The organism is Olivibacter sp. SA151 (assembly GCF_054130995.1).
Map to the genome: position 1 here is coordinate 3,357,379 of NZ_CP096391.1, position 15,684 is coordinate 3,373,062.

Annotated in this window: 12 protein-coding genes; 6 read left to right on the top strand and 6 right to left on the bottom strand. The window is 42.4% G+C overall.

The window, feature by feature from the left end; translation table 11 throughout:
* Positions 1 to 122 precede the first annotated feature (122 nt).
* Both dnaE and dinB read right to left on the bottom strand, forming a co-directional pair.
* Complete coding sequence (gene dnaE, locus M1D52_RS13885) at positions 123 to 3,065, bottom strand: DNA polymerase III subunit alpha (RefSeq protein WP_437360587.1); 2,943 nt, start codon at positions 3,063 to 3,065, stop codon at positions 123 to 125.
* A gap of 1 nt (position 3,066) precedes the next feature.
* Positions 3,067 to 4,224: a DNA polymerase IV gene (dinB, locus tag M1D52_RS13890; protein WP_130857741.1), complete on the bottom strand. Its 1,158-nt coding sequence runs from the start codon at positions 4,222 to 4,224 to the stop codon at positions 3,067 to 3,069.
* A 201-nt stretch (positions 4,225 to 4,425) separates the two neighbouring features.
* On the opposite strand from dinB, the gene gdhA reads away from it, so the two are divergent.
* Positions 4,426 to 5,766, top strand: a complete 1,341-nt coding sequence (gene gdhA / locus M1D52_RS13895; protein WP_377609013.1) for an NADP-specific glutamate dehydrogenase — start codon at positions 4,426 to 4,428, stop codon at positions 5,764 to 5,766.
* 73 nt (positions 5,767 to 5,839) lie between these two features.
* Here the strand turns inward: gdhA and M1D52_RS13900 are convergent, their stop codons facing one another.
* Complete coding sequence (locus tag M1D52_RS13900) at positions 5,840 to 6,061, bottom strand: DUF2795 domain-containing protein (RefSeq protein WP_013666684.1); 222 nt, start codon at positions 6,059 to 6,061, stop codon at positions 5,840 to 5,842.
* Between the two features lie 224 nt (positions 6,062 to 6,285).
* Between M1D52_RS13900 and ku the strand changes: the two genes are divergently transcribed.
* Positions 6,286 to 7,041, top strand: a complete 756-nt coding sequence (gene ku, locus M1D52_RS13905) for a non-homologous end joining protein Ku (protein WP_013666683.1) — start codon at positions 6,286 to 6,288, stop codon at positions 7,039 to 7,041.
* Between the two features lie 308 nt (positions 7,042 to 7,349).
* On the opposite strand, the gene M1D52_RS13910 is transcribed toward ku, so the two are convergent.
* Positions 7,350 to 8,486, bottom strand: coding sequence for a putative sensor domain DACNV-containing protein (locus M1D52_RS13910; protein WP_437360584.1), 1,137 nt, complete (start codon positions 8,484 to 8,486; stop codon positions 7,350 to 7,352).
* 187 nt (positions 8,487 to 8,673) lie between these two features.
* Between M1D52_RS13910 and M1D52_RS13915 the strand changes: the two genes are divergently transcribed.
* Both M1D52_RS13915 and mgrA read left to right on the top strand, forming a co-directional pair.
* Positions 8,674 to 9,582, top strand: a complete 909-nt coding sequence (locus tag M1D52_RS13915; protein WP_437360582.1) for a L,D-transpeptidase — start codon at positions 8,674 to 8,676, stop codon at positions 9,580 to 9,582.
* 116 nt (positions 9,583 to 9,698) lie between these two features.
* Positions 9,699 to 10,730, top strand: a complete 1,032-nt coding sequence (gene mgrA / locus M1D52_RS13920; protein WP_437392825.1) for an L-glyceraldehyde 3-phosphate reductase — start codon at positions 9,699 to 9,701, stop codon at positions 10,728 to 10,730.
* Between the two features lie 99 nt (positions 10,731 to 10,829).
* Here mgrA and M1D52_RS13925 read toward each other — a convergent pair whose 3' ends face one another.
* Both M1D52_RS13925 and M1D52_RS13930 read right to left on the bottom strand, forming a co-directional pair.
* The gene (locus M1D52_RS13925; protein ID WP_013666679.1) at positions 10,830 to 11,828 is read right to left on the bottom strand and encodes a Kelch repeat-containing protein; all 999 of its coding nucleotides are present in this window, start codon (positions 11,826 to 11,828) and stop codon (positions 10,830 to 10,832) included.
* Between the two features lie 6 nt (positions 11,829 to 11,834).
* Positions 11,835 to 13,226, bottom strand: a complete 1,392-nt coding sequence (locus M1D52_RS13930; RefSeq protein WP_013666678.1) for a DUF4270 domain-containing protein — start codon at positions 13,224 to 13,226, stop codon at positions 11,835 to 11,837.
* Between the two features lie 182 nt (positions 13,227 to 13,408).
* Here M1D52_RS13930 and M1D52_RS13935 point away from each other — a divergent pair, with 182 nt between their 5' ends.
* Together M1D52_RS13935 and M1D52_RS13940 are read left to right on the top strand one after the other, a co-directional pair.
* A complete protein-coding gene (locus M1D52_RS13935; protein WP_437392826.1) occupies positions 13,409 to 15,010 on the top strand; it encodes a sensor histidine kinase in 1,602 nt (533 codons plus the stop codon).
* On the top strand, positions 15,007 to 15,681 hold the full coding sequence (locus tag M1D52_RS13940; RefSeq protein ID WP_013666676.1) for a response regulator transcription factor: 675 nt from the start codon (positions 15,007 to 15,009) through the stop codon (positions 15,679 to 15,681). The genes M1D52_RS13935 and M1D52_RS13940 overlap by 4 nt, the downstream gene beginning before the upstream one ends.
* Positions 15,682 to 15,684: the final 3 nt, after the last annotated feature.

The window sequence follows — 15,684 nt, forward strand, 5'->3', positions numbered from 1 at the left end:
GTAGGGAAATAGTTGAGTAGGGAAATAGTTGAAATAGTCGGTAGAAATTCAACGTCTTAACCACTCAACAAATCAACTACTCAACAACTTAACCACTCCACAACTTAACTACCCCCTCAACTTCACCCCAAAATAGGATTATCCTGAATGGGCAGTTTGGCAAATTTCTCCACCTCAATGCTTGGCACGCCAAAGTCTTCCACCACTTTACCTAATAGGAGATAACAACCATGCCCTCTAAAAGGATAAATGGGCGTACGACTTGGAAAATGGGTGGTATCGAAAAAGTTTCCATGGACATCTAAAAATGTACCAAACCACATTTTCTTTTGGTTCTTCATGCGTACCGTTTTTTCACACACATATAAACCGACCATTTTGACCGTTTGGCCGACATGTGTCAGCAAATCCTTTGCCATTACGTCGCCTCGATAGCTGGTTTTAAGCATATCAAACATCGTAAGTGTCAAGGGATAGCCTAGTAAATCAAGCTCTTGGTAGGCATCTTCCAAACGTTCATCCGGAAGTGCCGGCATTGTGTATTGCTTATTAACAATGGCAAACAACTCCTTATCCCTTTTTGGTTTGACTGATCCGCCCATGTATAAATGACTATCCCATAGCAACTCTTTTTTCGTGCGCCCGGTAAAACGTAACGCGCCAACTTTAATCAGTATAGCAAGTTGCTCTAAACCAATATCGGTTCGCCTAATAAAGTCGGTTAAATCTTGAAAAGGCCCGTTTGTTACCCGTTCGCAGGGAATCAATTTTATGAAATCTTCATTAAGTCCCTGTATACCTATTAAGCCCAAATAAACGTCGCGTCCGTTAATGGTCACTTTTTCTTCGCTGTTATTAACACAGGGCAAATGAACGGTTGCACCGGTTTTTTTTAGCTCGTGCACATATAACCAGCGCGCATAGAACCCCCCATAATTATTCAATACCGCAACCATGAACTCCTGAGGAAAGTAGGTCTTAAGGTATAAACTTTGATAGCTCTCTATGGCGAAGCTAGCGGAATGGGCCTTGGAAAAACTGTAGCCGGCAAAGCTGGAAATTTGGCGCCACACTTCTTCGGTGGTTGCTTCGTCTCGACCGATAGTCTTGGCACTGAGAAAAAATTTATCTACTAATTTTTGAAAGGCATCTCGACTCCTATATTTACCACTCATCGCCCGTCTGAGCACATCGGCGTCGGCTAAATCCAATCCGGCGTAATGATAGCATACCTTAATAACGTCTTCCTGGTACACCATCACGCCATAGGTTTCTTTTAGCTGTTCTTTCATAACAGGGTGTAAATAGATTACTTCATCCGGATGATGAAAATAATAAATATAGTTTCGCATCATACCGGACGAGGCCACGCCGGGCCTGATGATCGAGCTGGCAGCGACTAAAGTCAGGTAATCCCGACATTGGAGCTTTTGTAAAAGCTGGCGCATCGCTGGTGATTCAATATAAAAACAGCCAATACTATCGCTCGCGCCTAAACGCCGATTGATCTGCTCATCGATCAGAAAAGACTTGACAGCGTGAATATCAACGGATTTCCCCTTGTTTTGTCGGATTAGTTCAACGGCTTCCTTGATATGGCCAATGCCGCGTTGACTCAAGATATCGAATTTATCTAAACCGATGGCTTCGGCTGCATACATGTCCCATTGTACTGTCGGCATGGCCTTAGGCGGCAAGTCCAAAGCCGTATAAAAGGTGATCGGCTCTTCACTTACCAATACCCCTCCGGCATGGATGGATCGTTGATTTGGCATCCCATCCATTAGCTCGTAAACCGCCATGATTTTCCGGAAGGTCGGGTTGTCTTGATTGACTGCATCTTGTGTAGGATCGGTAAAGCTATCGATTTCGCTCTTTGGCAACCCAAGTACTTTACCAATTTCCCGTATGACGGAGCGTCCTTTGAAGGTGCTGATGGTGCCCAGCAGCCCGGTATAAGCAATACCGTAACGCTTTAACAGATATGCTTGTATTTCTTCCCGTTGATGCCAGCTATAATCGATATCGAAATCGGGCGGACTGCTTCGTTTTGAATTTAAGAAGCGCTCAAAATATAGATCCAGGGCAATGGGGTCAACATCGGTGATACCTAAACAATAAGCCACCGTGCTATTTGCCCCGGATCCGCGTCCTACGTGATAAAAACCACGACTTCTGGAATAATTAATAACGTCCCAGGTGATGAGAAAGTAGGCACAGAAATCCATCTGTTTAACCACTGCAAGCTCGGCTTCAATTTTTTGCTTTGCCTGCATATTTCCGGAGCCATAACGATCATGCATACCTGCTAAGGTCAGTTTCTCCAGCAAAATGGCATCATTGGCTTTGCTATCGGTAAATGTTTGTTTGTTTAATCGACCAAAGTGGTAGTCATCGGTAGAGCAGTTTGCTAAAAGTTGATGGGCATTGTCCAAAAGATATTCATAACCGCTGTATAATCGCTGTAACTCTTCTAAGGGGCGTAAAGACTCCGTCTCTTGACAAATGGCGATTTCGTTCACCTTAGTCAATAATGTATTCTGATCAATCGCTCTTAAATACTGATGGAGCCGGTAATGTTTTTTATCCTGAAATGTAACCGAATAAAGCGCCACTAGTTTCCGTTGAATAAGGGCCATATCCAATCGGAAAAGCTGGTTAATATCTTGCGGTCGTACACCCACATATTCGTGTTCCGCCAGCATAAGGGACACTGCCTTGAAGGGATAAATCACATAGGCCTGTTCGAATACAGGCGCTCGCTCCGGCAATACCAAATTGCAGAGCTGGTGATAGGTTAAAAAATCGTTCAGCTCTTTCATACCCTTCCTGTTCCGGGCGATGCCTATGTACAGTAACCGATCCTCCTTTCTGAATTCTATTCCCACCAAGGCACGTATTCCGGCAACTCGTGCCTTCAGGATAAAGTCCATACTCGCTGAAGAGTTATTGATATCGGTTAAGACCATCTCAGAAATGCCGAGCTTACGCGCCTCTTCAATAAGTACATCTAAATCAATTGTACCGTAACGCAAACTGTAAGAGCTATGAACATTCAAATACATACTACCAATCCAACTGTAAAGAAGAAGCTAAGCCGATAGCCTCTTCACCGTACCGATTGCGTACCTTGTCCATCACCTGATACAAACTATAATGCTTTTCGGAGGCTGAATAAAGCTGAATCTGCTCGTGCCCACCTACCAAATGGGATAATTTGACGCCGATCAATCGAAGTAACATACGGCGATTGTATACGGCTTCAAAAAGTTCTTTAGCTTTCGATATCAATATATGATCCAACGAGGTATACGCAATTTTTGCCTGCTTTGTAACCGTTTCGAAATTGGCATAACGGATGGTAACGGTAATACAAGCAGTTAACTTATGTTTTTGTCGAAGCTCGTAGGCAATGCTGGTCACCATCGCTACTAAAAGTTCCTTAATCACTTCGATGTTCATACTATCGGCTGCAAAAGTACGCTGTGTTCCGATTGACTGTTGCTCTCGATAAGGTACTACCGGTGTGGGATCGACGCCATTTGCCCGGTGCCAAAGGGTCAGGCCAGCTTGTCCCATCGCTTTAAACATCATCTCGGGTGGAATCTCAATAAGCTTGCGAATATAACGAACTCCCATTTCACTCAACTTGATGTAGGTAGCGGATCCTAATCCCGGGATTTTTTTTATAGATAGGGGATCCATAAAAGAGCGTATATCCCGAGATTGCACTTCTTGTTCTCCATTCGGTTTGCATTCATTCGTCGCCATCTTCGATACCGTTTTGTTAATGGATAAGCCGAAAGATATCGGTAAACCCGTTTCTTTTATAATCAACTGTCGCAATTCGTGCGCGTATTTCATGCAACCAAAGAAGCGATCCATGCCCGTTAAATCAATGTAATGTTCATCAATGCTCGCCTTTTCGAACAAGGGGACTTTCTCCGCCAAAATTGCCGTAATCTCCTGTGATGCTTTGGTGTAATCGTCCATATTGCCCTTTATGAAGATAGCATGTGGACAAAGCTGTTTTGCCATACGGGAGGGCATGGCTGCGTGTACCCCAAATTTACGGGCTTCATAGCTGCAAGAAGTAACCACTCCTCTATCAGAGGTACCACCAATAATAACAGGCTTTCCCGTCAAGCTGCTGTTTTTACGCATCTCGACAGATACAAAAAAGGCGTCCTGATCCATGTGGATGATATGCTTATTTTGCTCCATCTCGTTCATTTTACATCACAAATATATACTAATATTTTTAGTATTTTAAATTCGACCGGAATCAAAAAACTAACATATTCACTATAAAATCATCTTTTTGATGAGAAAACGACGATAATTTCAATGATTGCTTTGCTTTTGACAAAATTTCCTTACATTTCAGCTGCAATCATTTAAAACTATATTAACGCAAATTTTTATATGGATCTATCAAAAGAGCAGTTTATTGAAGATATCAAAAAGCGAAATGCAGGGGAAGCTGAATTTTTACAGGCAGTTGAGGAAGTCGCTGAAACCATTATTCCCTTTTTGCAAAAACATCCAAAATATCGAAACGCTAAGATATTAGAGCGCATAGCCGAACCGGAACGCGTCATTATCTTTCGGGTTCCTTGGTTAAACGATCGGGGCGAAGTGGAAATAAATCGTGGTTTTCGCGTACAAATGAATAGTGCCATCGGCCCCTATAAGGGTGGTTTGCGCTTTCATGGTTCAGTTAACTTAAGTGTTTTGAAATTTCTTGCTTTTGAACAGGTCTTTAAAAATAGTCTCACAGGTTTGCCAATGGGAGGCGGAAAAGGGGGATCGGATTTCGATCCAAAAGGAAAATCAGATAATGAAGTAATGAAATTTTGTCAGAGTTTCATGACAGAACTTTATCGGCATGTCGGAGCCGATATTGACATTCCTGCGGGCGACATCGGTGTCGGTTCAAGAGAGATCGGTTATCTTTTTGGTCAATATAAACGCATTAAGGGTGAGTTTACCGGTGTACTTACGGGTAAAGGCTTTGAATGGGGCGGAAGTCAAATTCGACCGGAAGCTACCGGTTATGGTTTGGTTTACTTTGTAGAGGAGATTCTGAAACAACAGAAACAGGAGATCAAGGGCAAAACCGTCGTCATTTCCGGCTCGGGCAATGTGGCGCAATTCGCCGCTGAAAAGTGTATTGAGGAAGGGGCAAAGGTACTAACCTTATCGGACTCGGATGGTTTCATTTACAATAAAAAAGGTATTGACTTGGAAGGTTTAGCCTATATTAAGGACCTAAAGAACAAGGAGCGGGGAAGAATTAGTGAATACGCTGAAAAATTCGGGTGCGAATACTATCCGAATGAGAAACCCTGGCGTATAAAGTGTGACATCGCTTTACCTAATGCAACGCAAAATGAATTGGATGAGCAGGATGCAAAACAATTGGCAAAAAATGGCTGTATTTGCGTAGCCGAGGGGGCGAATATGCCTTGTACGCCAGCAGCCATCGCCGTTTTTAATAAAGAACATATTTATTTTGCCCCTGGCAAGGCGGCTAACGCCGGAGGTGTGGCCGTATCGGGACTGGAAATGTCTCAGAATTCCTTACGTTATGCCTGGACTCGTAAAGAAGTAGATCAACGTCTAAAGCAAATTATGCATGATATACACAGTATATGCGTCAAATACGGTAAAGAAAAGGATGGTTATGTCAATTATGAAAAGGGAGCGAATATTGGTGGTTTTGTAAAAATTGCAGATGCGATGTTAGCCCAGGGGTTAGTTTGATCGATACCTGACAAAATGACCTGAAATAAGAGGCGCCGATCCAAAATTACAAATCTCGGCGCCCTATAAAACCTTAGTATTCATCTTCATTGAAAAGGAAATCGTCTTTAGTAGGATAATCAGGCCATACTTCTTCGATACTCTCGTATGCCTCACCATCATCTTCCATTTCATTCAGATTCTCCAATACGCCTTCTGGTGCACCGGAACGAATAGCATAATCAATTAATTCATCCTTTGTTGCCGGCCATGGTGCATCTTCTAGATGCGAAGCCAATTCTAATGTCCAATACATAATTCTTCCTTAATACTTTTATACAAAAATTTTTGTCATAAAATCAAAACGCATTAAACAAAAACTGAACCAAATGGAAATATAATTGCGTTTTTTTTGATATACTCCAAAAATATTGGCCCGAATATAAGATTTTGCAAACAATTTTAAAAGCATTATTAATAACAAACTTAACACAATCTCGACTGTTATTTTCCTGTAATAAGATTGTAATAAATTAGCATATGAGAGCAATTTGGACAGGCGCTATCGGCTTTGGTTTAGTAAATATACCGGTTAAATTATTTAGTGCTACAGAACAAAGTCGACTGGACTTCGACATGTTGGACAGAAAGGATCATTCCAGAGTCCGCTATCAACGGGTAAATGAAAACACCGGAAAGGAAGTAGCTTGGGAAAATATCGTCAAAGGCTATATGTTGAATGACAATTATATCATACTGGAAGATACGGATTTCGAGGAGGCAAGTCCTGAAAAAAATAAAATGATCAATATCCAATCCTTCGTAAAGGAAAAAGAGGTGGATAGCATGTATTTTGAAACTCCCTATTACATTGAGCCGCAAAAGGGTGGACAAAAGGCTTACCATCTATTGGTAAAAGCACTCGAGAAGGCAGGCATGGTAGGGCTTGCGACCTTTGTTATGCGTGCGGGCGAAAATCTCTGTATGATTCGGGCAAAAGAAAATATGCTGATCCTTAATAAGCTTCGCTTTGAACAAGAAATACGCTCACCCGAGGAACTAAACATCCCTCAAAATGTAAAATTGACGAAAGCGGAAATCGATATGGCTCTCGAGCTCGTGAATAGGCATAGCACCTCTTTCGATGTTTCTGCTTACAAAGACGAATACACAGACGAACTGCTTAAGATTATCAAGGAAAGAGCAAAAGGTAAACGACCAAAAGTACGTAAGATGAAAGTGAAGGCCACGCGTACCAACGATTTATTGGAACAATTGAAAGCAAGTTTGGGGTAGGTTGAGTTGTTGAATAGTTAAATGGTTAAGTAGGGTAATTAGCCGATGTGATAATGAGCCAATAGGATGATGAGCCTGTGCAAGCTTACCGTCTGTAAATAGTTGAGTTGTTGAATAGTTAAGTAGAGTTGCTTATAGCTTAATTAGACATAGGACACAAGACATAGGATAGAAAGTCCTGATACTTACCTGCCTGCCGGTAGGCAGGTGTCTTGATACTTGATACCTGATACGTATGTCTAACACCTTATACCTTATACCTTACACCTAAAACCTCACACCTAAAACCTCACACCTGATCTCCTTAACTACAGCAACAACGTATCAATACGATGCGCGTGAACCATTTGCAGTGTTTCGGACCAAACAAAAACCGTAAAAAGTCCATCCTGCGAAGCTACTAAGGCCATAGCCTCTTTTTGATCGTGCACAAATTGCGCAGCTGCCAAATGGCGCGTACCGCCGATCTTTACCGGATCGACAATCTCAGCTTCCTGCCCCGCCACCGGCTCGGTGATCAGTACTTTGGGAACCGGCGCGTTTCTCGCTGCTCGGGCTACTTTCGCTCCGAAGGCCAATAATTCATAATTTTTAGTAATAATGGTGGCACCGTCTATCGCGGTAAATCCACCGATCACATCAATCGTTCTTAGAATATCCTCTCGCCAAACACCTCCCGATTCGTCCTCCGCTTGTTTTAAGATTAATTCACCGAGGGCACAATACACCGGATCAATGGAGTAACCGATGGGATGTACAATGGATTCTTTCCATTCATCTTGATGAGTGGGTACCACCAGTAATAGTCCACCTCGATTATGTCTGCGCATCGCAACAGCCAACTCCACCAAAATATTGACGGAATCGTCAATAGCATCGGGTAACGGCATACCTAATAGCGAGGCTAGCAAATCGGGATAACCGTTTAAGGTTAAATTACGCTCATCTACCATTTTAATTTGATCACCTTTTAGCACGGCAATATTGACAAACTTTCCATACCCTTCGTGCCTTTTATGTTTCACCACTAAAAGTCCCGGTTCTATGACCTCCAAAACCAAACACCATTCGGAAATATCATGAGTGGTTCCCCAAATAAACAGATTGTCTTCTTCATGCCAAACGCCCAAATGAATGCTTGGTTGAATAACTGCAGGGGAGAGCTTCACCAAATTATGGGGGGTAAATCGTACCGGATTAGCAAAACGTAATGGCTGCACGACATTATCCGAAGCCATTAGCGCAATCGAAATTTTTGGTGAATACCCCTCTTCTCGTCGTAGGCTGGCCCAAAACGCTGCATCAATGACGGCTTCAATGATATTAGCCTTCGGAAGGTAGCGCTTTTCCGACGCTCCCATTTGATATTCAGCCTGTTCAGCAAAATACTTTTCCAATGTCGCGGAAATCATTTTTGCAGCGAGATAGGTAGTTTCAGAAATCATAGTTCAAACTTAGCTAATTTTTACTGAGTATCGAATAGTAGCTTGTTACTTAAGTTAATAAAAAAGGTTCTTTTTAAATCGTCAAACCAAATATATATGATCCCATCATTCCCTTACCCTTTATTCAAATAAACAACACCTTCACACAATTTCACAAAATGGCTGTTACTTAATTAAACAAATTAAAATGAGTATGACAAAACACGTTCATTGGATACTTGTAACCCTTTCTATGGGACTACTAATAGCCTGCAGCGAAAATAGACAAACAAACGATCAAACTGATATAGGTAAACCTGAACGTAAAACACCTAAAATTAACCTTTATTCAGGAGGGTATAAAACTTTCGTTATCAAGGATAATGACACCGCATTCAAAAGTTTTAAAAAACGGTACACTGCACAGCAACAACACGTTATTTTAGCACTGAACCGTATTGATTTCAATAATTTTAATAATGTCGATTCCTTGCTTATTCCTGATTCTGTACAAACCGATATCAATAGCTATACGCCTTTTCCCTTAACGGTAAAAGAGCTGAAGCCTGTTGATAAAATGGTGTTTTTTTCTTATCCGATTCAGGCTTTTGCCGCTTATGAAAACGGACAGCTTATCCGTTGGGGTCCTAGTAGCATGGGCAGTAAGAAATACCCTACTAAAACAGGACTTTCTTTTACCAACTGGAAGGCGGAGGAGCATGTAAGTACGGCGGACGACGAATGGCTCCTTCGATGGAACTTTAATATCCGGAATAAGGAAGGAATTGGCTGGCATCAGTACACCATGCCGGGTTATCCTGCTTCGCATTCTTGTTTACGTTTATTGGAAAATGATGCCAAGTGGCTCTATGATTGGGCCGAACAGTGGGTCGTAGAGAAAGACCAGCATGTATTGGCAGAAGGAACGCCTGTTATTGTTTTTGGGTCGTACGACTATGAAGGAGATAAACCTTGGTTTAAGTTATTGCAAGATCCGAAAGCCACTAACATCACAGAGGAGCAACTGGTCAAGGAATTTAAACCGCATCTGGAACGAATACTGCAAGAGCAGGAAAAAAGGAAACAAGTGATGGCTTCGCGACGCGACTCGATCTAAACAAGCCTCGTGCCGTGTAATTTTTATGCTAATTTTATTATGAGCAATTTCACGACATCATTTCTATAAAACAAATGATATATTAGCCTTCCATAACAAGCATAAAATATACGAAAATGAATTGGACTCCAAATCCCGATCGATACAAACAGATGGTGTACAACACCTGTGGACGCAGCGGCTTAAAGCTTCCCGCCATCTCGCTAGGTCTTTGGCATAACTTCGGCGATGACACGCCACATAACATAAAAAGAACCATTTGCCAAACCGCCTTTGATCTAGGTATTACGCATTTTGATCTGGCGAATAATTATGGACCGCCTCCCGGAAGTGCAGAACTTGCTTTCGGACGGATTCTGAAAGAAGATTTTGCCGGTCTTCGTGACGAGCTGATCATATCTTCTAAGGCGGGTTATGATATGTGGCCAGGTCCTTACGGCGAATGGGGTAGTCGGAAGTACCTCATTGCAAGCTGTGATCAGAGTTTAAAACGTATGGGTTTGGACTACGTCGATATTTTTTATTCGCACCGCTTCGATCCAAATACGCCGTTGGAGGAAACAATGATGGCTCTTGATCACATTGTACGTTCCGGCAGGGCGCTGTACGTTGGAATTTCTTCCTATAATGCCCAAAGGACGCGAGAGGCTGCAGCTATATTGCGCGAATTGGGAACGCCGTGTCTAATCCACCAACCAAGTTATTCGCTGCTAAATCGCTGGATTGAGGAGGATGGTTTATTGGAAGCGTTAGAAGACACCGGAATGGGCTCCATCGTATTTTCGCCTTTGGCACAAGGGATGCTGACAACAAAATACTTAAAGGATATTCCAAAGGATAGTCGCGCCAACCAGCATAAATCTTTAAATCCCGATTTCCTAAGTGAACGTAATCTGGCTAACATACGCTCATTGAATGACATTGCTGCCGCCCGCGGACAAACATTGGCTCAAATGGCTATTGCCTGGGTGTTGAGAAAAAATGAAGTGACGTCAGCCTTAATTGGCGCCAGTAAACCGGAACAAGTGATTGATTGCGCAGGCGCTATTGACAATTTAGCGTTTACGGAAGAAGAGCTGAGTACCATCGACCGCTATGCACAAGACGGCGACATCAATATTTGGGCAAAATCAGCAGAATTGGAGTAAGATATGGGTTGAGTGGTTAAGTAGTCATAACGGTAAATAGTACTGGTAGTCAACCACCGAACTATTCAACTACTCAACCATTCAACCACTCAACTCTAACTAATTCGGATGCTTCACCAAATCGGGAGTGAATTTCCATATATCATCAAATGGTGTACTTCCGCTTCTTCCACCGACAACATACCCCACACCACCCGATGAAAATCCGACTGCCTGCTGCCGGGAAGACGCACCATCTATGGTGAAATCGTCATGTTCAATCCAGTAATCAACCGACGGATCATATCGCCAGGTTGAACTTAGTATAGAGCTATTAGTTCCTCCCGTTATAAATCCGTAGCTACCGATGACAAAAACCGCCGGAAAGTTTCGCCGCAAATCATATGTATAGTCGTCCGTTCTGCCGCTGAGCGGTTCTTTTGCAATCCAGTTTTGTCCATCAAAGGCATAAAAGCTGGAAACATACGCTTTATTATTGGTCCCACCTCCGAGGTAGGCGACATTATTGATCACAAAGCTGAAGGCAAAACTTCTTTTTTCCGGCGCACTGTTTACTTTCGTCCAACTGTTGCTACTCGGCGAATACGTATAGAAATCGTTATAATCCTGTGCATCAACATCCTGTCCGCAACCAACATAGGGGATATTATTGACTACAAAGCTTACCGCGCCATATCGAGCTGTACCGGGAAAAGGTGCGATGGGGGTCCAGGTGTCCTGCTGAGGGTCATACTCATAAAAGTCATTGAACATTTTTGTTCCATTCGTACCCAATCCCACATAACCTTTTCCATTAATGGCAAAGGCAACGGCGTTATTACGGGCCTCTCCCGGAAAACTGGCCCGATCCGTCCAGGTAGCCGTTCCCACATCATAAACCCAAGTATCATTGAAACGAGTACTGCTGGTTCCGTAGCCTGTTGTAATATAAACATCGTCGTTAATGATAAAACTGGCTGCACCACTTCTAGGGAGTCCGTCAAAATCAACACCCCGTACCCATTCTTCATCGTCATCATCTTCCTGATCCTTGCTACATGCAGCAGCGGTAATCAGCACGAGAAACATCATGGTCAATTTAATAAATCTAGTCTTCATTTTTTATTAGTATTTAGTATATAATATGCGAAGCTTAATCGGCGAATTACCATCGCCTTTGCCAATCAATAGCCGGTCAACTTTCGTAAGCAGATCACTTACAGGTATCGTTAAATACAAGGAGCTTTTCTTGTCTTCCATTGCCCCTCGATAATTACTTACATATTCGGTTAAGTTGAAGGTGTATTTTGAATTACCAACACCACCACTTAAGTCGTTTGCCAAATAGGCAACTTGTGTAGTGGTTTCATAACTGGAGGTTAGTAAGGATTTGGGCACACCATGCTCGTCAGCCAGCATCATATTTAAGCTAGGAGGAGGTGTGTAAGGTATATGTGAATTGGGCGGCGTTTCAATGGTGAGCTCGGCTTTATTGATAATGACGTCATTCCGGTTAACAAATTCATAGAGATAAGGAAACTGAATTTTGGTAACCAAACCGGTCAGTCCTTGCAACATAACCTGCTGTTTTGTTTCAGTGCCGGGCAGCTCAGCTTCGGTGTCGGCTTTTAATGCGCTGATAAGACTTTGACTGCGATCAACCTTAATGCTATTGAATTGATAGCTGCCATCATCCACTTTCATATTTAAGCTATCTTGCACTTTTTTACCATCTGTATTCCGCGTATAGGAATAATAGACTTTCATTAAAATTGAATCGGTGGCGAAAGCCGTTACCATAGAAGTCTTACTAGTGGGCACTAATACAAAGCCCTTTATATATTCCAAAAATTCTTCGGAATTGCTAACCTGACTACTGCCACTTTTTATTTTTGCCCATAAATCTTCCCCAAATGATTGATTCGCTTTGACAAACACCGTATCCGACTTGGAATAAGTTTTAGTCTTAGGCCGATGTTTAAAGCTGACAGATCCCAAAGGGATAGCATCGTAGCTAAATGCACTGTTCGTAAATAGCGTAGAACCGCTGGCAAATACGGGTTTTTCATCTTCCTCCCAAGCATTGGATTCGTCAATGAGTTCGATCTCTTCCGTGACCCGATGAAGATTAAAAGATTGGGTTAAAGTAGTGTCGCCATAATAATAACCTTGATACGGCAAGGCAAGTGACAATGAATCGAAAGCCGCGTCATCAGGTAAAGTTACATTACTAATGGCCGAATTGCCGATTCGGAAATAACTGGAGACCGTTAGATTACCCATTACTTCATCATTCATATGACCGACCAATAGGACTCCCTGCCCGTTGGAGGGTAGCGGATCTAGCTGATAGGTAGCCGTGCGAACGGTAATGCTATCCACGATTTCTGCGCCGATATTATCATTGGTATTGCTCAAGCTAATGGTACCATCTTTCGTACAGGAAACCAGAAGAAAAATCAAAGAGGAATAAACAAAAAGCTTCGTTCCTAAAAGTCCGGGTTTTATTATCGTCATAAATCAAGTGATTATCAAATTAAGAGGGCGAGATGAACTTAAAACATAAACTCGCTTGCTCAACTGAGGCAAAGGTGTGCAGGAATAGTGTTAAATACTGTTACATATTGTTAAAAATAGTTAAGCTTAACCCATTGACACTGAGTTACTCTTAATTTTGCCTCATTCTTATTTTAAAATGCATGTCTAAACAACACCGTTATCTATTGGGATTAATTACCTTGGCCAGTTTAGTAACCATTGTGTTTCAGTGTTTTTGGCTTGTTGGTAATTACCAACACGAGAAAGAGAACTTCATTGCTTATGCCGAGCGCCTACTCTTCGAAAGCATGCAGGAGGAACGCGAGCTACAGTTTCGATCCGCTTATCCAGAGGCTTATACCTCTTTAAAACAAGGCGGCTTTCCCGCGGCTAGGCAGCTGTTTTATCAACAGGCAGACGAAAAGAATCGAGCTGCTGCACTGGCTATAAGCGGTGTGCCCGCAACCGCGATAGCCGTAAACGATACGCTTGCACATGATTCACTACCGATGCAAGGGGTATTTCCTGTTGCTCTCATGCATATGGATTTTCATGCACTGCAAAAAAGGTATCGCAACAAATTAGGTCCCGATTTACAGAATGTATTTTTTCTTGATACGCTGAAAGCGAAGAGAGTGGATGATAAAGGCATTGAAGCCGGTATGGTTGGGCCAACGCCTCGCTTATTTAAAATGAGCGGTTCCTCAAAGACCACCATAAGCGTAACGAGATCGCTACCGGCGAGACTTGCTGAACCGATTAGGCTACACACCCTCACCAGACCGGTTTTTGGCATAGCTATGCGTTCCGGATCAGATCGAAATGGCTCACTGCGAGGTCATCGCTTCTCCGTACCTTTTGGGAAAACCAATCCAAAAGTGATCGTTGATTTTCCGATACAGGCGGCAACGATGATGCTTGATCCCTCCAAAGACCTTTTTCTGTCCTTATACCTAAAAACGCCTACTTGGTGGATTTTTAGACACCTGGCATGGGCACTCCTTTCATCGTTTGCACTTACAAGCCTTACGATTGGATGTCTTGTGTATTTGCTTTACACCATTTTTAAGCAAAAGAAACTGGCGGATATAAAAAACGACTTTGTAAACAATATGACGCATGAGCTGAAAACGCCTCTAGCGACTGTCTTAGCGGCAACTGAGACATTGCAACAGCTGAGGTTGAAAGATAATCAGCAAAAAGCCGATCTATATTTGCAAATGACGCATCGATCGGCGACGCACCTTACGAACCTTATCGATCAAATTTTGCATTTAGCGGTAGGAGAGAAGAAGGGAATGCATTTACACCCGGAACCGGTGGACACCAACAAACTACTACTACAATTGGTGGAGACACATCAACTCATCACTCAACATCAAGTCACCTTATCGATAGAGGAAGAGGTACCCTTAATAAATGTTGATAAGATGCATATTGTTAATGCCGTTAACAACTTATTAGATAATGCGATTAAGTATACCGTCGAACCGATCAATATTCGGGTAATCAGCAAAATGGAGAATGGGCAATGGGTATTGAGTATTGCTGATAACGGCATTGGTATTGCTTCTGCCGATATTAAACATATTTTTCAGCCATTTTATCGAGTGCCAACGGGTAATATCCACCGCGTAAAGGGTTTTGGCTTGGGATTACACTATGTAAAACAAGTAATCACCCAACACAAAGGAGAAATTGAGGTTATTAGCACGCCGGGCAAGGGCACCACCTTTACTATTTATTTACCCCTGAACATATGATACCACTTTTATTAATCGAAGACGAAACCGATTTGGGACTTATTATTGCTGATAATTTGCGATCTGCTGAATTTGACGTGAACCATTGTTCAGATGGGGAGCAAGGTCTTTTATTATTTTATCAGATGAAGCCGGAGATCGTCATTCTCGATGTGATGCTCCCCGGTTTGGATGGCTTTGCGATCGCAAAAAAAATACGGGAAGTGGATACAGAAACTCCTATTTTATTTCTAACGGCCCGAACGCAAACAGCAGATGTTGTTAACGCTTTTGAATTAGGGGCAAACGACTACCTACGTAAGCCCTTTAGTCTGGAAGAACTGAAAGTCCGTATCAATGCCTTGGTACAACGTAATCAATGGCAAAATCAAAAACGCTTTTTACATATCGGTGATTATGCCATGGATAGTATGCGACAAACATTGAAGCATCGGGAAGGGAAGGAAATTAATTTGTCTTTCAGGGAGTGTGAACTGATCAAAATGCTCTACGAAAACAAAAATAAAGTCATTCACCGCCAAGATATTATCCATGCCGTATGGCCTCATGATCGTTTCTTCACCGGCAGAAGCTTAGACGTATTTATTAGTCGAATTCGGACCTATTTACAAAAGGATGATCGTATTTCTATCGTAAATGTTCGTGCAGTAGGTTATAAAATGATTGTATAATGG

Excerpts from the sequence above, each read along its gene's own strand:
- dnaE (WP_437360587.1), bottom strand. The coding sequence starts at position 3,065 with ATGTATTTGAATGTTCATAGCTCTTACAGTTTGCGTTACGGTACAATT.
- dinB (WP_130857741.1), bottom strand. The coding sequence starts at position 4,224 with ATGGAGCAAAATAAGCATATCATCCACATGGATCAGGACGCCTTTTTT.
- gdhA (WP_377609013.1), top strand. The coding sequence starts at position 4,426 with ATGGATCTATCAAAAGAGCAGTTTATTGAAGATATCAAAAAGCGAAAT.
- M1D52_RS13900 (WP_013666684.1), bottom strand. The coding sequence starts at position 6,061 with ATGTATTGGACATTAGAATTGGCTTCGCATCTAGAAGATGCACCATGG.
- ku (WP_013666683.1), top strand. The coding sequence starts at position 6,286 with ATGAGAGCAATTTGGACAGGCGCTATCGGCTTTGGTTTAGTAAATATA.
- M1D52_RS13910 (WP_437360584.1), bottom strand. The coding sequence starts at position 8,486 with ATGATTTCTGAAACTACCTATCTCGCTGCAAAAATGATTTCCGCGACA.
- M1D52_RS13915 (WP_437360582.1), top strand. The coding sequence starts at position 8,674 with ATGAGTATGACAAAACACGTTCATTGGATACTTGTAACCCTTTCTATG.
- mgrA (WP_437392825.1), top strand. The coding sequence starts at position 9,699 with ATGAATTGGACTCCAAATCCCGATCGATACAAACAGATGGTGTACAAC.
- M1D52_RS13925 (WP_013666679.1), bottom strand. The coding sequence starts at position 11,828 with ATGAAGACTAGATTTATTAAATTGACCATGATGTTTCTCGTGCTGATT.
- M1D52_RS13930 (WP_013666678.1), bottom strand. The coding sequence starts at position 13,226 with ATGACGATAATAAAACCCGGACTTTTAGGAACGAAGCTTTTTGTTTAT.
- M1D52_RS13935 (WP_437392826.1), top strand. The coding sequence starts at position 13,409 with ATGTCTAAACAACACCGTTATCTATTGGGATTAATTACCTTGGCCAGT.
- M1D52_RS13940 (WP_013666676.1), top strand. The coding sequence starts at position 15,007 with ATGATACCACTTTTATTAATCGAAGACGAAACCGATTTGGGACTTATT.